We start from the raw sequence: 21,743 nt of genomic DNA on the forward strand, positions 1-21,743 counted from the left end.
GGCTCGCGCCAGCGCGCCACTCGATCACAAAAACGATAGCGCCAAACCGCCTTTGAACAGGAGGTTTGGCGCTATTAGTTGGTGTATGTATAGTAATTCCACGTTGCCGGTTACGGCGACAGGCGATAATCACATAAACGCCCGACGCGGGGTGGAGCAGCTCGGTAGCTCGCTGGGCTCATAACCCAGAGGTCGTTGGTTCGAATCCAGCCCCCGCTACTAAGTGCCTGGCCAGAGGATATTTCCTCTGGCCAGGTTTTCTTTTTGCGAGACACCGTCTCGATAAACGTCCCTATAGCTGCACGGGTTCTGCACAGCGTCTCGCTAGAGCGGATTGGTACCCCGGAGCAAAAGCGTCCCGATAGCAACTGACAGAGGCTTCGCGGGTAGGCGAGGGTGTTGCCCGACGCGGGTGCGGCACACCCCTGCTTCAGGGGCTGCTTGGTTCACTATGGGCTGCGAAGGCCGGCATCTCCCCGGTGGGAACGACAGCAGGCGTTTTGCCGGCCTTCGCTCAGCACTGGTGGGGCAGGCCCTGTGCCGCAAAACCACATGTGTTGGTGCGTGGTGTGGATTTGCAGCCGTGTTTGCGCAGGTCGCGTTTTCAAATCCACACCACGATCACGCCAAGCGTGGATTTCGCCTCGTCTTGGTGACGCACCTCACATCAATGCGGCCAGAGCTGAAGAACGGCCCATTTCGATGAATAAAAATGGGCCTTTCTTTATATATAGGACAAACGCTAGCTGTCTGAGCTCTGCTCATCCTGTTTCGCCGTGCGCTTGGTGGTTTTCTTGGCGGCGCCCTTCTTGTAGCGCTTCTCTGCACCACGCTTGCGGGCCTCGGATCGTGCCTTTGCACCGGCGTTGTACTCCCGCAGTGCCTCTAACACGTCGTTGTCCTTGGCAATGTCCTTGGATTCATCCCACGAAGCCTGCATATCGGCAATCTCTTGCATCACGCCATCGCGAAACGACGCTGCTTCAGTCAAGAACGCGTCATGCTCAGCACCTGCATAGTCCTCGTCATTGTCGGATTCGATGATCGTGGACGGAGAGTCGTAGAGGTACTCCAACAGCATCGGCAGGCTGTCGCGGTGCCTTTTCCACATTGCTGTGTACTCGTTCTTACGCTCACGCGAGACGTTCTTTCGGGACTTGACTGCCTGTTGAGCCTTGTTGATTAACGCTTCAATCTGTTCAGGCGTGAGCTTGTCGAAGTCAATATCAGGCGTACCCGGGTTGTCGGGAGTGTTTGCTGCGTCTGTCATATGTGCACTGTAAACCAGGTCCCCTGCTGTTGTGCACATATCCGCACCAAAAGGTGCGGACGAGTGCGGGCGTGGCTGATGTAAGCCAACCCCCCAACACTCGTGTGAGGAGACATCATGGAGCAGCAACCTATTTCGACCCCGGGCGATGTGATCGCCTTAATCCCCGGCTTACTCGGGTTTTACCCACAAGAATCGCTGGTGGTGCTGTGCTTCAACCGCGACGGCGGCTATGTGGAGACCGGCCCTGCAATGCGCCTTGACCTCGACCAGGTCACAGAAGACGCATTCGGTGAGCGCTTTGCACGCATCACCGGCGACTACAACGTGGTACTCGGCGTCATCATCACCCGCCACCGCCACCACCCGGTCGTGCTCAACGCACTGGACCACCTGTACGTCGCCTACGTTGATGAGCGCATCGACGCCATCTGGTCCGTGCCCGATGTTGCCGAAGGCGAGCGCTACCACCTTGAGTACGGCCAGCAACCGTCGATGGTGGATGACCCGCGCTTTTATGAAGGCGACGTCGCAAGCATCATGGCCTCGCCTGCAATGGCACAGCTTGCCCAACACGGCGTGCTGCCGGAACTGAGCCGCGATGACATCATGGGCTACTTTGCGCTCGCCACGCAGCGCGAATCGAGCTACGACCAGGTTGCCGCCGACGCCAAGCTGCACGGCAGCGAGGTGCTCAACGCCTGGGCAAACGGTGTCCACGACCCTGCCCGTGCGCTGGTGGCACAAGCGATGCTCACCATCGAAACAGCGCAGCCTGCCATGGTTGTGCCCGCGCAGATCCCCGATCCGCTGGCGCTGCTCGACACCGACGAGCTGACCACGTTTGTGGCGTGTCTGACCAGCAGCAAACTGCGCGACGCGCTGATTACCGTCGTGCTCGACAACCCACAGCGTGCAAGCCAGATCCTGCTTGCTGTGGCTACCCACTTCGACGGCGTAGTGCGTGCCAACGCGCTGTGCCTGTGGTCGATGCTTGCCACCAACGAAGATTTGGCAGGGCTGGCACGTGCCGCACTCGACGCCGCGGTGGACACCGAGCCAGCACATAGGCTGACACGCCTGCTGGACAAGATCATGGCGCACGGGCTGAGCCGCCAACTGCTCAACAGCGCCGCTGACGGAGCAAATATGACCCTGCAGGAGCTGGGCCTATGACCGGGCCAGCTGCGTCACAGCGGTTCTTCCCAGGCCGGATGATCGCGCAGATCCCAGGCATGTTCGCCTACTTCCCGCGCGACGCCTTAGTGCTTGTCGGCCTGGACTGGCTAGACGATGCGCTGCAGCCCGTTGAACTGGCGTATGTCGGCCTAGAGCAGGTATTGAGCCAAAACTGGCAGCACGCGATGTTTCGCGACCTGCGCAGACTGCCCCACGTCTTCGCCGTGATCGTGACTCCACACCGCGAGACGCAGCAGGTCGATAACATCACCGAACACGCATATGTGGCCCAAGTGCTCGGCACCAACCTCATCGAGGCGTGCTGGCACGTGGCAGACATTGCCCACCGCGAGCCATTCTCGCTGGTCTTCGCTACGCCAGGGCTATTGGGCTACGACGTGCGCAGACCGCCTGTGATGTTCGGGACGGTGGCCGACCCGGAAGACAACGACCACATGCGCCTGCTACACAGCCATGGCGTGCGCCCAGCGGCGAACCTTGCGACGTTTGCCGGCTACTGGGCGTACTCCGAGGACTTAGCAGCACTGACAGGCGTGCACAGCAAAGCAGCCACACAAGAGTTCGCCACCGCTAACGCCGTGGTGGATGTTGCTACCAGCGCACAGCGCAGGGCACACCGGGCGCTGATGAACCTCAACGACGGCAACGCTGACCGCGCTGTCGATCTGGTCTACGCCGCCCGTGACGTGCTGCGCAGTGCCGTGGCCAGCGAGCTGATCGAGCCAACACACTCATGCCCGCAGATTGTGCTGGTCGATGACCCGCACGAGCTCGAAGTGCTCATCGCGGCACTGAGCGTGAGCAAGATCAGCGACTGCCTGATCACCGAAGCGCTTGACCACCCGCAGCAAACCGCAGGGCTTTTGATGCACGTCGCCAAGACCACCCACGGCGAAGCGCGAGCGCACGCCCTGGGCATGTGGGCGCTTATCGCGCTGCAGGAGGGTATTACTCCCTGGGCGCTGCAGGCACTGCGCCAAGCAAGCGCTGAGATGCCCTCCTACACGCCTGCACGGGTCATTGGAGAGCTGTTGCGCCAAGGACGCAGCCACGAGGTCATCTCGCGGGCTCACAGCGGCTCACAGCGCGCCTGGGCGGAGCTCTTGCTGCCACCAGATGCGATGCACTGGCGACGCACATAGGAAACCCGCCCTGGATACACCAGGGCGGGCCCGCAGCCAGGGAGCGCTAGGCGCGAAGTTCTGGGGGATGAACTTCATCGGGGGGTGCCACGCTGCCCGGGGAGGTCAATGAGCAGGTCGCTCAACCCGGCTGCAGCCACGAATGTACTGGACAACCACACACCCCGCACGACAACAGGAGAAAGACATTATGACCAGCAACAACACCAACCACCCGCAGGTCTGGGTGGGATGTTTAGGCTGCTACAACGACGGCCGCTTAGTCGGTGAATGGGTCGACGCCGAAGACGCCGAAGACATCACCATCGACACCCTGCACGACTACCTACCGGCGACACTGCGAACGCAGGTCGAGCGAGACAGCGCGCATGACGAGCTGTGGTGCTTCGACACCAACAACATGCCCAAAAGCGGCGAGATGCAGCCTATGGACGCTGCCATGTGGGGCAGGGCATACGTCGAACTCAGCGATGATTCGCTGTGGCCCGCCTATATGCGCTGGTGCTACGACGTGCTTGATGCGTCCGAGCCACCAGAGGTTACGCGCTTTAGGCAGGCTTACCAGGGCGAATACGGCTCGATTGCCGACTTCGGCTGGGAGCAATACTGCGAGCTCAAGCCCACCGAGGGCATGACCGACGAACAGGAGCGCTACTTCGACTACGAGCAGTGGCTGCGTGACCTGGAGATGGACTACCACGTGCTGCCTGCAATGAAAGTGGGGAGCGTGTGGGTCTTCGACGCGGTGGTATAGCTCTTGCGCAGCTTGCTGACAGCGTATTTAATGACGGTGTACAGATTTCACCGGATCTAAGGAGCGGCGCAATGCCCAGCCCTCAGGAACTCAACCGCATGCTGCGTGACCTGCAGAACCTACTGCCACAAATCGCTGGCGCCATCGTCGCAATCATCACCGCCATCGTAATGATCGTGCAGGCAATCAACCCATCTCTCCCCGAGGGTGACAAACCCAAGAACCCAGGCCCCAGCATTGATAACGCTGCTTCGAAAGAAGAGTCGATGTGGGACCTGTGCGGTAGGACCTGGAACCTGCTGAGCCCGGCTGATGTCGGCGTCAACGGCAAGACCTTCAAGAACGGAGTTGTGTCGAGCGGCCGCGATGCCGCCCCATCTGGGATCCAATGCTACGTGGACAAGAAGTACAGTGCTGTTTCCTTCACTCTCACACGTGATGAACTGCACTACGTCAACGATGACGCAGAGGTAAAGGTCGGCATCGACCTCGACGAGACCAATTCCCGTGAGTACACGCTACGTAAGGGCCAGGAGACCCAGGTCACCCTTCCACTTAATGGTGTATCCAGCTTCGGTATCTACTTCAGTGGTGGCGAGAACGACGGCAAAGGCGGCGCAGCCTACGGCTTTAAGTTCTACCGCTAACCCGTAGACCCAGGCACGTCAGAGCAGTAACCCCGTGAGGAACATCCTCACGGGGTTTTGTTTTGCTCGGCCTACTCCCCGTCGAGCTCGCCCATCTCCTTCGCCGTAGCCATGATGTCCGCCAGCGCCGAAATCACGCCTTCAAGCATGTCCTTGTCGCTGGAGAGCAGTGTATCGATCCGGGTTCGCTCGTCAATACCACTCAAAATCGCCTTGGTTGCTTCGGTCTTGAACTTCTTCGAGCGTTTCAGCTGTGCAGCAGAGTTTGTCTTGCCCAGCTTCACCGCCTCCGGAGCCTGTGACAGTGTGCCCCACGCTGCAACGATCATCTGCGCTGTCGCTGAGTTACCAACCTCGACACCGGCCATCGAGAAGAGGTTATTGACCTTCTCCACGACCTCATCGAAGGTGGCGCGCAGCGGCGTCGACTCGTCCCCGATTGTCGGGTCGAAGTTGGGGGCAACTAGGGGATCAGTGCTTCCTTCGGTGAGTGACCTATCGACCTCAATCTCCTTCTCCCTGATCGCGACACCGGCCAGTGTGATGCCTTCCGCGAAATCTTCATCTACTTCGTCCTTGTCGGCGGTCAGGTGGAGCACGCGCTCCAGCACCGCGCACAGCATCGCACGTTTGGACATTGTCACGTCACGAAATGCGACGATCTGGCTCAAGAACTCGTAGGCGCGGCGGTACTTGCGCACGTTCGACTTGAACGCCGTTGCGTGGGCTCTTGCTTCCTTGTCGCTATCGCGCGCTGCGCGCCAGCGCACCACGATAGGGGCTGCTGCCCCTCGCAGCTTCTCGGAGTCAGAGCCTGCCATGTAGGCCTGCGCCACAGCCTCCATCTCTGCCTCGGTGTAATAGCCCGCAGTGTCAATCTCATCAGCGAGATTGTGCAGCGTATTGGGGTCAACACCCTTCTCGATGAAGGCTTTGCCGTAGAAATCCTTGAAGTCGGCCACGATGCTTGCCGGGTCGTTTGCAAAGTCCACGACCATCGGCACTGGCTTGTTCGGGTAGATCCTGTTCAACCGCGACAGTGTTTGCACAGTGGCTACGCCAGACAGCTTCTTGTCGACATACATCGCGCACAGACGTGGCTCATCGAAACCGGTCTGGAACTTCTCCGCGACGATGAGCACCCGGTAAGGCAGATCATCGTCCTTGAACGCGCGCTCCACATCAGAGACACCATTGATGCCGACCTCGGTTACTGGTTCTGCGTAATCATCCACCTTGATGGAGTCGGAGAAGGCCACCAGGGACTTGAAGTCATAGCCCTTTTCGTTGATGTACTTGTTCATCTCTGCAGACCAGCGCACAGCAGCTTGGCGCGATGACGTCACAACCATCGCACGCGCCTTGCCGTCCAAGTGATGCACTACGTTGCGTTTGAAGTGCTCAACAACCACCTGCACCTTCTGTGCAATCGCCGTTTCGTGAAGGCGCACGAACTTGGTGATGTCGCTGACGGCTTCACCAACATTGACCTCCTCAGTGCGGCCGAGCTCGTCTCGCACCTCAGCAAACATGCCATAGGTGGAATAATTGCCTAGCACATCGAGGATGAAGCCCTCTTCGATGGCCTGACCCATCGGGTACAGGTCGAACGGTTCCGTTTCGCCGGTCGAGGGATTCTTGGTGCCAAATAGCTGCAGCGTCTTGGCCTTCGGAGTCGCAGTGAGCGCCACAAACGACATGTTGCCCGCCAGCGCGATGGCCTCTTGTTCGAGAGCAAGGAGGTCTTCTGCGCTGTAATCTTCGTCCGGCTCCAGTTCGACGTTGGTCAACAGCTTGCGCAGCGACGAGGCGGAATCGCCCGTCTGCGACGAGTGCGCCTCATCAGCAATCACACACCAGGACCGCTCCGACAGATCGGCCTGCCGCAGCTTCTCCAGCACAAACGGGAAGGTCTGCAACGTACAGGTGATGATGTGGCCACCCTCTTCAATGGCTTCTGCAAGCTGCTCAGACTTCGCGCCAGAGCGCTCACCCACGCTGACGATAAGCCCCAGCGAGCCACCGAGCATCTGGATGTCGTGGCGCACGTTGGTGTCCAGCACATTGCGGTCAGTGACCACGATGATCGAGTCGAAGCTTTTGGTGCCATCCGGCTGGTACTGGCGGATCAGCCTGTGCGACAGCCACGCGATGGTCAGCGTCTTGCCTGAGCCCGCAGAGTGCTGGATCAAATACTTTTGCCCCGGCCCATGAGCCAACACGTCGCGTGAGACACGCTCTACTGCCCGTAGCTGGTGGTAGCGCGGGAAAATCAATCTGCCACCTGGGGTGCCGCGCTTCGGCTTCGCATCGGGCGACCACACCGCGAAATCTCGCAAGATTCGCAGGAACTGTCCCCGCTCAAGCACTTCCTCCCAGAGGTAGTGCGTCTCTGACTTGTCCTCAACGGGAGGGTTACCCGCGCCCTCGTTGAAGCCCTTGTTAAAGGGCAGGAACGAGGTTTCAGCTCCCTTGAGCTCCGAGGTCATGTAGACCTCCTCGTTAGAGACTGCGAAGTGGACAAGCGCTCGCCCTGGGAGAAGCACACGGCGGTTCGCAGAGGGCTTGCGGTCATCGCGATATTGCTGTCGCGCAATCGCCACTGCCTGCGTGTTGTCTGTTTTCAGCTCCATGGTCACCACGGGGATGCCGTTGACGCAGAGTACGAGGTCAAGCGTCTCGTTGCCTTGCGTATCGAAATGCACCTGGCGTAGTACGCGCAGGATGTTGGCATCAGCTTTGGCCTGCGTGGACTGCACGTTCGGGTTAGCAGGTGGGAACGCCACCATGGGCCCGAACTTGGAGTTTCGCGTTGCGGTGTAGTTGAAGCCCTCACGCAGCGTGCCGAGCAAGCCGCCGAGCGTCTTGCCGGACTGCGGGTCCTTGCGCGTCTTCGACTCCAAACGGTTGGCTACGTGCTCCAACAGCTTGCGCTCTGCCACCTCACGAGAGACATCGGTGGCGTCTGCTGGAACAGCCTTTTCGTACTCCTTCGGGTACTGAGTCTTCAGCCAGCCCAGCACGTCGGCAGGGTAGAGGGCCAGGCGACGATCCCAACCGTTGTCCTTCTCGCCCTCGACATACGCCCAGCCGTGTTGTGCCAAACCCTTGCAGATGGCTGTTTCAAATTCTTCTTCGCTAGTAATCTTCGCCATCGTGGGCCTCCGTGAGTTCTGGAATGTCGATTTGGCCGGTAACTGCTGCTGTAATCAACGCGCTGCGACGTTCTGCTAGAAGTACTCGCAGCTCTTGAATGTCAGAGAGCATGGAGTCGATTTCAGCTGTGTCACGCTGGATACCTTCAATAACAGCACGACGATCATCCTCTTCCGTCAACCAAGGCAGGCGCATGCGCATCAAATTGTCCGCAGTCAGCTTCGGCTGTGCACTTCCAGTTATGAACCCCTCGATATTCGTCAACGCAATGCCCAACGCAGCTAACTCATAGCTCCAGGGTGCACGTTCCCGTAACACATGGGCGTGGTTATTCACCCAGAAGTCTCCTTCTGCCAGAAACGCAATCGGTTGACTACGTGCCATCAGATTTGCTCCATCTTCAGAGACCAGAAGACGTTTGGTATCAAGCCAAATAGGTTCCGTCACGTGATCAATCACGCCACTAGCCCCGTAGTACGGAATATCTCCGGCCATCTCCTTCCGGTCAGCTGACTTCACCGGGACCCGTAGGTTGTCTTCGGACTCGAAAAGTAACGCAACCGCGATTTGTTCCACCTTCGGATGCTCAAGCAGAGCCAGTGCACCGATATTGCGTTTGCGCTCGCCCAACAACGCTTCCATCTCATCTAAGTCTGCACTCATGGCGTCGATCTCGGCTGTCTCGCGGTCGAGATAATCGGAAATGAGCCGTTGTTCACTAAGACTTGGAACATCTACATACAACTGGGAAAGATCGGTTGCGGTCATGCTGGGTACGGCAGTGTTAGTAGACAATACCTCGAGTGGGGCGGTCGTAGCCCAGTAATGTATGAACCGAGGGTCTACATCCGGACCGGGGACGGTGTAGTACATAGTGTCCACTGTCCAGAAACGGCCGTCCACAAGCAGCGGTTTATCAATCGTTCCCTTTCGGCCAAACAAGATAGAAGGGCCATCATGCAGATAGCTGTTTGCTCGTTTGAATTCTCCGCCTGAGCCAAATACAGGATAACCCCCATCGACAACCTCAACTTCTTTCGCATCCTGGCCATTGCGGAATTGCACTAGCGTTCCAAGGCGCCTTCGGGTCCAGCCCTCGCGATGAGTTCTCTTCTCAAAATCAAATGCTGAGATCACCCCCGCACCTCCGCAAACTTCTCAGCAAGACGGCCCATGACATTTGCCAAATCAGCGTCAATCTCGGCTAGATCGCGTGGCTCCACCGGCTTGTAGAAAATGCGCTTGAATGGAATCTCGTAGATGGTCTTGCTGTCCTTCTCATCCCAGGTGACTCCAGGTGCAAACGGGAGCACTTCACGTGCCATGTGTTCATCCACATCTTCGCTCAGCGCAATACGCTCTGTCATCGAGAACGACGTGTCCAATACAGTCTTCCCTTTTCGGTTCACGCTCGGCTCTGCTGCTTCATCGGGAACGCCTACAGCAGCCTGAGCGACGTCGATAACGCTTACAGGCATCTTCTCCCCACGACGGGCAGCAGCGACCTTCAGCGCCTCAGGAAGCGCGTTGTAGGTGCTGTCTTTGCACTCTTCGAGGATGTCAGCGTGGACCGGCTTTGCGCCCTTGGCAGCCAACACAGCCTGCTTCGCTTGCTCAGTCACCTCTACACGCAGACGAGCCTGCTTGGTGACCTTGACGTCACGGAAGGTGAAATCTTCTGCGGTCATGATCCTGGACATCTCAGTGTCTGCGAAGCCTTCGTACTCTTCGAGGATGCGTTTACGCCCCGCGTCCCCGATTACGCGACGCTTGAAGCCCATCGACTTACCCATTAGCTCCCACTGCTCAGAAGCATCAATGAGCTGGATAAAGCCCTTGCGGTGGTCCTCCTTGTTCGTGTCCAAGATCCAGACATAGGTCGAGATGCCGGTGCCGTAGAACATCTCCGTCGGCAGCTGGATGATCGCGTCCACCAGATCGTTGTTCAACAGGTAGGCACGAATACCGTCTGGACCCTTGCCGCCAACGAACAACGGCGAGCCGTTAGAAACCACAGCGCCACGCCCACCAGAACCGTTTGGCCCCGCCGGCATCAGCTTGCTTGCTACGTGGGCCAAGAACAGCATCTGGCCGTCCGTCTTCGACGGCAAACCATGTGAGAAGCGGGAACCAGGCTCCTTCGCTTGCTCCTTCACCGAGTTCAGCTGGAGACTCCAGTCGCCGCCGAACGGTGGGTTGGACAGGATGTATTCAAACTGGTCATCCGCGTAGAGGTCTTCGAGCAGCGTATCGCCCTTTTTAATGGCGTCTGCGTCACCACCCTGAATGAGCAAGTCAGCCTTGCCGATGGCGTAGCTCATGGCCATCAACTCCTGGCCCGCCATGTTCACCTCAATGTCGGGGTTGAGCTCCTTGAGCGCGCGCTCAGCAACCAGCAACATGCCGCCCGTACCTGCAGTCGGGTCGTACACAGTGCGAGATGCACCAGCTTTGGTAAGCCCCACATCGTCAGAGGCGAAGAGGATGTCCACCATCAGGCGGATAGCGTCACGTGGGGTATAGAAATTACCCGCTGCCTTGCCCTTCTTGTTGAAGGACCGATACATGACGTCCTCGAACAGGTCGCCCATCTGGTGATCGGGCAGTACTTCCTGGCTCATGTCGATCTTTGCGAAGTGCTTGATCACTGCCCAGAGACGGCCAGCATCGTCAAGCTTCTTCATTCGGTCGCCAAACTCGAAGGCGTCCCAGATGTCGCGGATGTTGGGGGAGAAGCCCGCGATGTACTCCATCAGCGTGTCGTAGACATCGGAGTCCACCTTTGAGATGGAAACGAGCGAGTGTTGTGATGCGTTGTAGAAGGGAACATCGTGGCCGTCGATATTCCCGACCTCCCAGGCGATCATCTCATCGCTTCGACCATGCTTCTTCAGTTCATTGACCTTGGCGCGCACAACCTCTTTGGTGGGCTCCAAGATGCACTCAAGTCGTCGCAGCACGGTCATGGGAATGATGTAGTCGCCATAGTCCTCTTCTTCCACAATGTGGCGGAGGTACTTGTCGGCGGTGTCCCACACCGCCGTTTGGTTCAGATTTACGGTACTCACGTACGTTTTGTCCTTCATTTTGAGATTGAATACTTGCTGGTAATGCTAATTGGTGCTTTGACACCGGGGGAGAGCGTTCGAACACATGAACCGCCTACTCTCCTAAATCGCCCATGTTTGGCTGATTAGCGTCGCCCGTGGAGCTGTGGTCTTGCGCCTTTTGCTGGCGCATCAGCTCAGCTAACTGGCGTGCACGCGATTCCGGTGCCGAGCTTGCGGCAATGCTCTGCATCTTGCGCCATTGGGCCTCACGCTGTTCACCCACAGTGAGCTTCGCGCGGCTTTCCGCCAGCCGGAGTAAGAGACCATCCTTTGCCAGCGGGTCTTTGGCCTTTTCTCGCGCCACCTCACGTCGAATTGCTTGTTGACGGTAGGCGGCAAAGTCGCCTTCCAGGCCTTTTTCCTTGAGGTACTGGTACTCCAGGTTGTTCATCGACAAGATGATGGCCTCGTCCATGTCATCGACGTTGACCGCGTCTGCAAGGTCCTGGATAGCTTCCAGGCTCGCCCGTGCTCGTGCTTCAGCTTGCTCAGCTGCTGTGTTGGCTTGCTTAGCAGCGGTTCTTTCCTGCGCGGCAGCTGTTCTGTCCAGTTCAGCAGCTCGCTTGGCCTGTTGCGCAGCTTGGTAGTCCTGCTCAGCAGCTTTCCTGTCCAGCTCGGCAGCTTCTTTAGCGTCATCAGCTTCAGCGTTGGCTATCCGTGCAGCGGCTCTGTCTTTCTCCGCCTCAGCCTTGACCTGGTCGGCCTCAGCACGCAGCTTGGCAGCTTCTTCCTCGGCCAGCTTCAGTCCTTCTCGCTTGCCCTCGTCTTGAGCACGCTTGCGCAGGGCGGGCAGCTGTTTCAGCTCCGCATTGAGATTCTTTTCGCCCACCCGCAACGCCTCGGCAGCATTTAGCTGTTCCAGCTCTGTTCGGAATTGTTCTTGGTCTTGTTTCTCACGGAACTTGTCGCCAAGGGCGATCATCTTCTCTTGCAGCTTGAGCACCGTGAGTTGCTCCTTAGGCAAATTCGGGCGCTTATTGTCCACACGCTCAAACGTGGCGTCGTAACCGGCTTCACGCAATCGCTCACGGATCTCGTCGTGCTTCTTCGAATACTGGGCTTGGGCTTGGGTGCGCTGCTTGCCAACCTCAAAATTTGCCACACCGTGAAACTCGCGCGAGCCAATTTTGCGTTCATATCTGCCGTCGGGGTGAGTAACACCTTCGCCTAAAGCCGAGCCGATTATTTGAATATGAAAATGGCCTTCATCGACATGCAATGACGTCATCGCCCAATTTCCGTCGTTGAACATTGACTCGCCATAATCGGCACAGATACTCAGTAACTCAATAGTTTTCTCGTAGCGCTCATCGATGGTTTCCCGCCACTTATCAACATTCTCTTGCGCTTCATTAATTAGTAAATCCGCAGCTTCATTACGGAAATTGGCGCCGACATATTTGTCGAATTTCCCGTCGCGAATCATCTGGGCCAAAGGCTGAGTTTCGTTTTCCAGATATTCTTTCGCGCCTTGTTCAAATGTCTCGTGGAACATCGACCAAGCGGGACCGGTAAATTCCGGGTCGAGCATGAAAATCACTTCCATGGCCACGGAAGTGTTTTTGCGAAGCTTCTTCACTTCACGGTATCTATCCCACTTCTTTTCGTAGTGCCATGTTTTTGCAAGCGCTGTTCTCTCATCAATGAAATTCACCACATCATCAATGGGAGTCTTTCCCCCTAACCGTTTGCGCCCGCCGTTTTCATCGGGAACCCATGTCTCATTGAACTGGGTGAGAAACTGGTTGATGTTCGGATTTGAGTGATTGACCCTTCTGCCAGATTCCTTCTCGGTGTCGCGTGCGTCATGTAACACACGAGCACGCAATTCGCTACGTGGCACTCCTTGCCATCGCAGCGGTGTCGTGTAGCCAGATGCTACTGCCATGATCGGCTCCTTGTTTTCTCCAGGTGGTCCTTACCGTCGTTGTGTTTTGGGTCTGAAGTTGTTCCTTTGACTTCGATGCCCGCTACCAGTGGTATCCAGCCAACTCCTGCGGGCAGGGGCGAGCCTGATCCAGCTGGGGCCCTATCCGACTTCGTCGGCCCAGCTGCATCCGCCTCACCCAAGTGCGCGCCCTGACATCCCCGGCCATGACAGCACTGGGCCTGGCCCGTCTGTCATGTCGGTGCTGCAGGGCCGCGCACAACCTAGGAGCACCTTTGATTGAGCCAGGTTCCGTACCTCACTGCGTTCGGCCTAGCTCAATCCTAGGTGCTCCTAGGTTAACACACTAACCTAGGAGGCGCTAGCGCGCCGTAATATTCCTAGGTTGTGTGCCCTTGCAGGGGGCTACCGGCTGCCGCCGGAGGGCACCCACAGGCCACACTGCGCCCCCGACACTGCATGTGTTCGTGTCGGGGGCTTGGTGGCGCTGTGCGTGCCTGAGTGGGCCCAGTCGGGCCCAGCACTGCGCGCACTCGTGTTGGGCCCTTTGTGGGCATTGGAGCACCGACCGCGCCCGCCCCGGGCGCTCGTGGTGCATGGCGATCCTGACGGGGCAATGGAGCTTGCCCCCGACCACATTTGGTCACCCCAGGACATGTACGACAACCAGTGAATGTGTCGTTGTCGCAGATCTGCCACAATTCGTGGTGAAAATGTCACGATCTGTTGTGTAAACCAATGAAAAATGAATGAAATTTCTCGAGAAATTTCATTCCACTTCAGCTTCGCGGTGTGAGCACACCGATTTCGGCAACATTTGTCGAGAAAATGGCACAATCTGTCGCGAAAAAGGATGAAAAATGAACGAAATTTTCATTCATTTTCAAACACACGCCTCACGCGGGCGGGTGCCGATGTTGCCCATCCGGGGCCAGTATGCGCAACAAAATGTCGCCAATATGAACAACATATTGGCGACAAATGATAGGTTCTCGTTATGCAGAACACCGGGTAATTCTAGTCTGCATAACACTTGGCCCAATTATCTCCGGGGTTTGACGCATCCGCGATAACGGATACAGAAACGACGCTGTCTGAGGCATCCAATAACGTCGGCGGGATGAATTCAAACGTCATTGCCTCAAGGACCGCATTTCGATACTCGTCTGCTTTGTCTTTTGGCGCCGACAGAACAATTTCATCGTGCGCGAATATTCGAATTCGCTCCACCACTTCCATCGGCATTTTCATCAACGCTGTAGTGAACACATCACGCGCCGTGCCTTGTCCGTATGCGGCAGGAGCTTGTGTGTAAACGTTATTCTCATTTACCCGCACACGTCGACCAAAACCAGTTGTAATAAAACCATCGCGTTTTGCAATTTGGCGCAATTGGGTCTTGAACTCATCCAGTTTGGGATATCGCTTAGCAATATCCCCCAACAGTGCCTGAGTTTCCGCGAGCGGTATGCCAATATCCTGAGACAGTCGATTTGGTCCCGCGCCGTAGTTGATGGCGTGTGCCACCTTCTTGGCATCGGCACGGCGAGACGGGTCCGCCCACAGCTGCTCGGCTAGCGATGTGTAGTAGTCCACACCTGGGGCAAAGTGAGCCAGATACGCCTCATCCTGCGAACCAACAGCCATCACGCGAGCGTCAATCTGCGCAAAATCGAACGCGATGAGCACTTCATCCTCGCTATCCGGCAAGATCACGCTGCGCTGCGCCAGCAAGCGCGCATCGCGCTTTCCAAACACGTTCAATGCTGGCGCCGTGGTGGAAAAACGACCCGTAGACTGTTCCGGCTTGACCTCAGGGCGTACTACACCTTCAGCGTCGATATGGCTGAGCAGATTCGCTGCGGCCGGCACCTCCATTGCCTCAGCGATGCGGTGCGCAATGTCCCGGGCCTCAGGGTGGGCGGCATCATTTCCAGCTACATCCAGCAAAAACTCCCGTCGCAACGACGGTTCACCAGTGGTGTTCGTTGGCACCACAACACCAAAGCGCAGTAGGAGATCCGCTATCTGTCGCTTCCCAGCTACGGTTGCCCATGGCATCTGAGAGGCTTTGCCGTCACTACGCACCGTCGTCACGCCATACTTGGTGCTCAACATCTGCGCCACATTTTCACGACGGGCAGCTGCATGCTCAGCCACGTAGTTCGCCTCTTCAACATTGACAGACACCCCGGTGCCGTTGGCAACTGAGACCCGATACAGACGCTGGTGCTCTTCTACTGCGTATTCATCACACGCCAGCGTCCAATACAGCTGCTTGAGCTGCTCCATGTCTGTCTTCCCAGTAAGCCCATAGCGGCGCACAAGAGCCGCGACATCATAGCCGCGCCCCTGCGCCGGTGGATCACACTGACGCGCCAACACAAGCACGTCGCGCACCCTGCCCTGATCGATTGCGGAGCCGACATCGAAACCGTGAGCTGCAAGTACGCGCGCTGTATCCCCGAAGAAGTCGTAGGTGACCAGGCGGTCAGCACCCTCAAGAACCGCAACGAGAGAGGGTATATCGACCGTCTTCACCGGGTTGCCGACTGTTGTGTAACTCGCGCTACCGTCAGGATTGAGCATGAAATACACGACCTGCAAGCCCTCACGAGTGCCGTCGATGTCGACAATGGCACCTTCGTACAACTCTGCCTGTGCAGCTTCAAATCTGACAGGTGCTTCATCGGTGCCTTCAGCCATGCTCGCTGTAAGACCGAAGTAATCCTCCCAGCTCATGAAACGAGGTCCTTGAACACTACATGGAGCGGGCTCAACAGGACCGATCACCGAGGCAGGCACACCCATGTGCGTGACCGGCAGCTGGTCTCCAGCTGCCACCTCGACCTCTTGGGCCTGTTCAACCTGGGCATCTGGGTGCACGCCGATGGGCTTGAGCTCACCAATTTCCGGTCGCACGAGCGGCATTGAGATGGTTTGGCTGATGTGCTCAAGCTGGAAGTTCGCGCGCCCTCGCGCATTACTCACCAGCACAATGCGAAAATCTCCACGCCAACGACCTTTCGCACGCTTGTAAAGCCTGGTCAACTGTGCCGGTGAGATTTCGATTGGCGAATCATATGGCGGGTAGACGTCTTCCCTTTCGTACTTCGCTTTCATCATGCTCCGGCACACGTCGCCTGAGGTAAATGGCTTCAGACCAAACCCGTTGTCAGAGAGCCACTCAAAGTGCGCGCGCCATTCCATCTCAGCTGTGTCGTTTTCCAAACGCTGCTCCAACACGTGGTCGAAGAGGCCGTTGAACCCAGCCATCTCCATCACACCTTCAATGATGCGCTGCCACTGCTCGAAGGAGGCCATCTTGAAGCCTGAGGTACCAAGCGGCTTGCCGCGCTTGTACCAAGCGCGAATCAGCGTCAGATACGCAGCCATCAACTCACGTCGGTGTTCAAGCGTGAAGCCCTCAAGATCGTCAATTTCAAAATCGGTGCGCTGCGTTGGATTGCCCTCGTAGTAGAGGTTGATGAGCAGCGTGCGCCTGCCCACGTCAGCAGAAAAAGCGAGGTTGTTGCCCGTTGCATACACTGTCGCCTTGTTGTGCAACGTTGGTGTGTTATTGGTGCGCAACTCACGATCAGACCACGTCGAAGAGGTCACGAACGCGTTGAGCACACGCGAATACAGATCTTCTGTGACCTCATCGAGCACGATGTGGCTGCGCCCTGCCATCAGGTCGGAGGTGAGTTTCTTGCGCATCTCTTCTTCACTTTCGGTAAAGACGCTCATCACTGCTTCCGTGCCGAAGTTGATGAGGCTGAACACGCCCAGGAGCTTGCCCTTGCCGATACCCTCGCTGATGCCGTTGAGCGTGAAGATCGGTGACGTCGGCACTATCGGCCTAATCATTGGTGTCATGCACGCGGCAATCGCTCGCATGCGGTCAGATTCTTCCTTGAACGCGAAGTCCACCAGGGGTTTGAGAATCCAGTTGCGTGCATTTTCGATGTCTTCATCCGTTGGGTCATCCGGCACGTAGAGGTCAACCAACTCATCAGCCAAGTTCACATAGAGCTTGGTCACTGGGTCATACCCAGGCTTGGTGACGATGGTGCCATCAGGGTGCACAATCGGCACAGTGGTCACACCACGAATCTCCGGGAACGGCTCATAGCCTTTCATCACGGCCCGGAAGGTCTTGTCGGAGATTTCCTGTTCTTGTGGACGGCCATCCTTATCGGGCCGATAGGGGAAGCAGGAGCTGGCGATAAAACGCACCAAATCGCCTGTTTCAAGCGCAGACATGGTGACGTTGCCGTCAACGCCTGAGACGCGCACAAAACCCTTGTCACCCCGGTAGAGTGCAGGCAGTTTGTCGCCGTCGCCCTTGAACTCTTCGAGCAACGCTTCATCCAACTCGCGGATCGTGGACGCTGCGCCAAGCGAGAGGTCAATCCAGCGCTTACCCTCTTGCTCGGTCAAGTTCGTTCGTGGTCGCTGATCCGCTGGTCGCTTATCCGCTGTCTGAAGGACGTTGCGCAGGTAGACCGGTCGCGTCTTCACGTCGCGCAACTGCAGCAGATCATCGATGCCAGCCTTGCCAGCACCTAAAAGCCTGGCATATCGCACACTGGTCGCACCGCTGAGCTCGCAAGCTTTACCGAGTGCAAGTGCACCGTCGTAAACCATCGCATTTGAAGCCGCATCCGCATCGGGAATGATGATGACCTCATATCCTGCGACGATGTCGAGGTGAGTGGTTGGGCCTGAGACGGCGTCTTTCCAGCCGTAGATGCCGGCAATGCGCAGCACTGCGACATCTGTATCGGCATAGGAATCAACAGCAAGTGCTTGTTTGGTGCCCTCTGCAATCACTACGCGACGTGTCATGCCAGGGACGATGCCTCGCACAACCGGCAACTTCGGAGACATCACCCCTGAGCTCTTCGCAGGGGAGACATACTTCATGAGTTTGCCGTCTGCTGACGGGATCGGCTGCGCAGGCTTCATCTGGAAGGTTTGAGCGCCGTCAGCCTCAACCATCGGAAAGACAAGCGCCGGGAACACGCCCTTGTGTTTAGCGTAGTGTCGCAAACATTCAGGCAGGTCATCTGCACATGCTGCGGTGTACACACCGCAGGAATCGATCACTGCATCGGTGATTGCTGATGTGCGCAGCTGATCACGGTGATCTTCTGACAAATAGGGTGCGCAGGCTTGACTATCAATTGCACAAGCACTATCGTAGGACGTGCTAGCAGCCTTTGAGTCAAGCCCACCGGTCCCCACCGTGGGCTTTTCTTCTGTCATGGGACGATTACGCCTCTTTCTCGAAATACGTCAAGGAGCAGGCGAGTCTGAAACTCGTTCATCTTCGGCGCACGCGATGCGATGCCGTGGGCGAACTGCAGAACACGGGTGTTGTCCACCGACATATCAATGCCGTAGTAGGTGCACAACGGCTCGAAGAAGATGTGCAGTTGACCGTCGACCTCGACGGCAGGAAGCACGCCTGCAGCGACAAGCGCTTCCAAATGGGACTGCGTCTCATCGACGAACACGGCAGCTTTCGCAAGCGGCAGTACCCGCTCGCCCTGGTGGGCAACGGGTCCGCTGATGACATCTAACCGAGTCACGACTCGCTCCTTGAAACTTGAACGTTGTGGTCGCTGTCACGGTTGTAATGGGGTGGGCCGAAGCCGAAAAGTCTGCCGTAGACAGTGTTCTTCAGTGTACGCGGTCTGATTGCAATTCTCAATAGCACTAGACAACCTGCTGTGCTGTTGACTTGTTGAGACACGAAGCGATTGCTTGTGTGAACTAGGAGTGTGGGTTTGCAATACGTTGCTGCAGGTGGGAGACGGGGCAACTACTGCACTGTTGAGAATGTTGAGAAAAATGGCAAATTCTGTACGGAGCTGCTGGCGAAGTGCTATCTTTTCTAGTAATTTTTGGTACGTATCGCGCTAATATTTCAAAACGCACAGACGAAACAAACGAACACAAAGCTTTTTCCCTGTCAGTGGCACTCGAAAACAGCGATTTTTGTCATTTTTCTCAACATTCTCAGCACTGTGCCCGCGTAATGTGCTTCTGACCTGCATTGTTACAAACCTCACCCGCAGCCCTTTTGGGCTGATTTCACCCAACAACCGGCTTTTTCACCCAACACAGCCCACCTTCTGCGACTTAAGCGAGGGAGGAACACATCAGCAGGTGGCGGGTTAAGTAGGCGACGATTCGATTATTGCGAATGAGCTAGATAGCGGCGCTCAGCCGCCCTCCAATCGATCTGCAGATACGGTGCCAACCTGTATTGTTGACAACGGTGCTGCCCGCACTGCCTCATGTGCAGTAGACTCGCGCCTGAGGTTGACAGCGCTGCCAACGCCAGCTATATAACAATCAACAGCACCCCCGGTAGAACTTCTACCGGGGGTGCTGTTCTCTATACCTAGCAGTAGCTGTCGATCCAATTTTCTAAGTCTCTTACTCTGTACAGCACTTTGCTGCCTACCTTCAGATACTTCGGTCCAGTGCCATCTGAGCGCATGTTAGCCAGAGTCTTGACACTCAAGCCCACAAACGACGCCGCATCTTCTGTGTTCACGGCATAGACAGGCACTGCATCTACGTCTACAACACGCAGCGTCTTCACGTCTTTTGACATGGGAAAATCACTCTCTGTAGATCCAAGAGTGCCCACGTCATCTCGCTGGCAGTACGTCTACTGTGTGCCCAGCACCGGTTGCTTTACTCTTCTGCCGTGCTCGTTCACACCCAACCGCTGGTGCTCACACGGCAACTCGGCTCCTACATCGAGCGCGGGCGAGTGGCCACCTCGTTGTCCCCGCACTGGCACTAGAGCATTGTGCTCACACGAGACTGTACATCCTTACGGTTCCCAGTGCTACCCGCACTTCCCGCTACAAAACAACAACGTACCCTTTACTGTTTTGCTAGTGCACAGGTAGAATATGTCGCATGAGCACAACACAGAAAACAAAGAAGGGTGCACCACGCACGAAGATAGCTCCCGGTGAGCACTCAATTGACCGCGTAGCGGTGCAATCGAAACCAGGTGGCGTCAAGGTCATCCGTTGGCAAGGCAGGCTTCCTGACGGCAGGCTCATCCCACGGCAGAAGACGGAGATGACCACGCGCTCAGAGCGTGCAGTTCGCGACAAGGCGAAAGCCAAGTGGGAGGCTATGGTGCAAAGCCAGCATTCCACCGTCGAGATCACGATGGCGATGACCCGCTATATCGATGACGTGGTTTCGCCTGCGCTTGAGCAAGCACTGGCATCCGAGCAAATCAAACCGATGACGTACAAGCGCCATGTTTTGTCGCTGAAGCACCTCCGCAGCGCTTTTGACGGCTACAGCATCGGTGATGCTGTGCGTTTTAGAACCATGGAGCGCGCGCTGATCGACATTGCCTACGCCCACGGGCAGGAGTCAGCACGTCAGTGTCGTGGAGTCCTATCGAAATACATCCTCGGTTCGCTTCGTCGTGATGAGCTCATCCAGGGCAACCCGTTGGCAGGCATGTCCATCGATCTACCGAAGGTGAAGAAGACCACCAAGGGATCTTCCGGAGACGTCACCCTGACGCGAGATGAGTACGACCGAGTGGTGGAGCACTTGCTTGAGCGCGACACGACAGTGCCGCTGCCACCGGGAACCGACAGGCGCGGTTCGTCAATTAGACTGCACCAAAACATCGTGCGCGCAGCACTCATCCAAGCCGGTATCGGACTTCGCATCGGTGAAGTCGTGGAGCTGCGTTTTCGCGATATGGCGGTCGATGCAGACAATCACATGCTTGCCCCAGTTAGCCCAGAGAAGTCCAAAACGCATCGGGGCCGAAACGTCCCCTTGGTCAACCCTCGTATCGAGGAATACATCGCCAAGCTTGCGCGCTCTAGCAATCCAGATGACTTGATCGTCGGTGCGCCAGCTGATCCGACAAAGGTGTGGGACTCCAACGCGGCCAGTAAAGCTGCCACCAAGCTTTTCAAGGACATGGCCAAGGTGCTCAACATGCCGAAATTGGCGCAGATGACGTCGCACTCCTGGCGTGCCACCCTCAACACCTTGACCGCCCCCTTCATCCCGCTCGAAGTACGCGCTGCGTACTTCGGCCACTCGGAGGAGGTCAATATCCGCTACTACACGGACATGACAGCGGTGGATCTGATGCGCGGTGCGCTGCAGTCCCAAACGGATGCCGACGATGCCGCTGAGTCGGATGGAGACTCCCAGACGCCTCAGCCGCGACTCACCGTCGTGACTGAGGAGGAGCCATCCGCCGATGACCCCGACATTGCGGTCTAATGGGGTGCTCTTGCCTGCTTCAAATCGTCCCTATAAGCGTCCCTATAGATGCGGGAGGCACAGGATTCCCTAGAGTTCCCTAGGGTTCCTGCCCCTATTAAAAGTCCAGCTCACAGGGGATAACTTGCCAGGGTATCGAGCTTGATACTAGTAACCCAGAGGTCGTTGGTTCGAATCCAGCCCCCGCTACCAACGTGATTGCAACCCGGTCAGAGAGAAATTCTCTGGCCGGGTTTTTGCATGCTGGGTTTAGCCTGAGCTCTGGTCTCGGTAGTGAA

General features: G+C 57.0%; 13 protein-coding genes and 1 tRNA gene. 6 read left to right on the forward strand and 8 right to left on the reverse strand.

The features are described 5' to 3' along the window. Positions 1-145 precede the first annotated feature (145 nt). A tRNA-Met gene (locus MHY23_RS05560) sits at positions 146-219 on the forward strand. Positions 220-742: 523 nt separating this feature from the next. On the opposite strand, the gene MHY23_RS05565 is transcribed toward MHY23_RS05560, so the two are convergent. Further along, positions 743-1,270 carry a hypothetical protein gene (locus MHY23_RS05565; protein WP_239306738.1) on the reverse strand — a complete coding sequence of 176 codons (528 nt, stop codon included), beginning with the start codon at positions 1,268-1,270 and terminating at the stop codon, positions 743-745. Between the two features lie 117 nt (positions 1,271-1,387). Here MHY23_RS05565 and MHY23_RS05570 point away from each other — a divergent pair, with 117 nt between their 5' ends. The 4 genes from MHY23_RS05570 (at position 1,388) to MHY23_RS05585 (ending at position 5,013) form a co-directional block, all read left to right on the forward strand. Further along, positions 1,388-2,446, forward strand: a complete 1,059-nt coding sequence (locus MHY23_RS05570) for a DUF4192 domain-containing protein (RefSeq protein WP_239306739.1) — start codon at positions 1,388-1,390, stop codon at positions 2,444-2,446. Then, on the forward strand, positions 2,443-3,612 hold the full coding sequence (locus MHY23_RS05575; RefSeq protein ID WP_239306740.1) for a DUF4192 family protein: 1,170 nt from the start codon (positions 2,443-2,445) through the stop codon (positions 3,610-3,612). Before MHY23_RS05570 ends, MHY23_RS05575 begins: the two co-directional genes overlap by 4 nt. Before the next feature lie 190 nt (positions 3,613-3,802). Continuing rightward, positions 3,803-4,366 (forward strand): antirestriction protein ArdA, encoded by a 564-nt coding sequence (locus MHY23_RS05580; RefSeq protein ID WP_239306741.1) that lies wholly within the window; start codon positions 3,803-3,805, stop codon positions 4,364-4,366. A 71-nt stretch (positions 4,367-4,437) separates the two neighbouring features. After that, on the forward strand, positions 4,438-5,013 hold the full coding sequence (locus tag MHY23_RS05585) for a hypothetical protein (RefSeq protein ID WP_239306742.1): 576 nt from the start codon (positions 4,438-4,440) through the stop codon (positions 5,011-5,013). 71 nt (positions 5,014-5,084) lie between these two features. Here MHY23_RS05585 and MHY23_RS05590 read toward each other — a convergent pair whose 3' ends face one another. From MHY23_RS05590 to MHY23_RS11995, 7 genes are all read right to left on the reverse strand, one after another. Further along, positions 5,085-8,168: a type I restriction endonuclease subunit R gene (locus tag MHY23_RS05590; protein ID WP_239306743.1), complete on the reverse strand. Its 3,084-nt coding sequence runs from the start codon at positions 8,166-8,168 to the stop codon at positions 5,085-5,087. Then, positions 8,152-9,306, reverse strand: a complete 1,155-nt coding sequence (locus MHY23_RS05595; protein WP_239306744.1) for a restriction endonuclease subunit S — start codon at positions 9,304-9,306, stop codon at positions 8,152-8,154. The genes MHY23_RS05590 and MHY23_RS05595 overlap by 17 nt, the downstream gene beginning before the upstream one ends. Beyond that, positions 9,303-11,255, reverse strand: a complete 1,953-nt coding sequence (locus tag MHY23_RS05600) for a type I restriction-modification system subunit M (protein ID WP_239306745.1) — start codon at positions 11,253-11,255, stop codon at positions 9,303-9,305. The genes MHY23_RS05595 and MHY23_RS05600 overlap by 4 nt, the downstream gene beginning before the upstream one ends. Positions 11,256-11,331: 76 nt before the next feature. Next, a complete protein-coding gene (locus MHY23_RS05605) occupies positions 11,332-13,167 on the reverse strand; it encodes a hypothetical protein (protein WP_239306746.1) in 1,836 nt (611 codons plus the stop codon). A gap of 1,017 nt (positions 13,168-14,184) precedes the next feature. Beyond that, the gene (locus MHY23_RS05610; protein ID WP_239306747.1) at positions 14,185-18,438 is read right to left on the reverse strand and encodes a DNA polymerase; all 4,254 of its coding nucleotides are present in this window, start codon (positions 18,436-18,438) and stop codon (positions 14,185-14,187) included. After that, on the reverse strand, positions 18,435-18,764 hold the full coding sequence (locus MHY23_RS05615) for a hypothetical protein (protein ID WP_239306748.1): 330 nt from the start codon (positions 18,762-18,764) through the stop codon (positions 18,435-18,437). Before MHY23_RS05615 ends, MHY23_RS05610 begins: the two co-directional genes overlap by 4 nt. 818 nt (positions 18,765-19,582) lie before the next feature. Continuing rightward, on the reverse strand, positions 19,583-19,798 hold the full coding sequence (locus MHY23_RS11995) for a helix-turn-helix transcriptional regulator (RefSeq protein WP_370645824.1): 216 nt from the start codon (positions 19,796-19,798) through the stop codon (positions 19,583-19,585). Positions 19,799-20,112: 314 nt separating this feature from the next. On the opposite strand from MHY23_RS11995, the gene MHY23_RS05620 reads away from it, so the two are divergent. Next, the gene (locus tag MHY23_RS05620; RefSeq protein ID WP_239306749.1) at positions 20,113-21,465 is read left to right on the forward strand and encodes a site-specific integrase; all 1,353 of its coding nucleotides are present in this window, start codon (positions 20,113-20,115) and stop codon (positions 21,463-21,465) included. The last annotated feature ends 278 nt before the right edge of the window (positions 21,466-21,743 follow it).

It is taken from the genome of Corynebacterium sp. ACRQP (assembly GCF_022345915.1).
Taxonomy (GTDB): Bacteria; Actinomycetota; Actinomycetes; order Mycobacteriales; family Mycobacteriaceae; genus Corynebacterium; species Corynebacterium lehmanniae.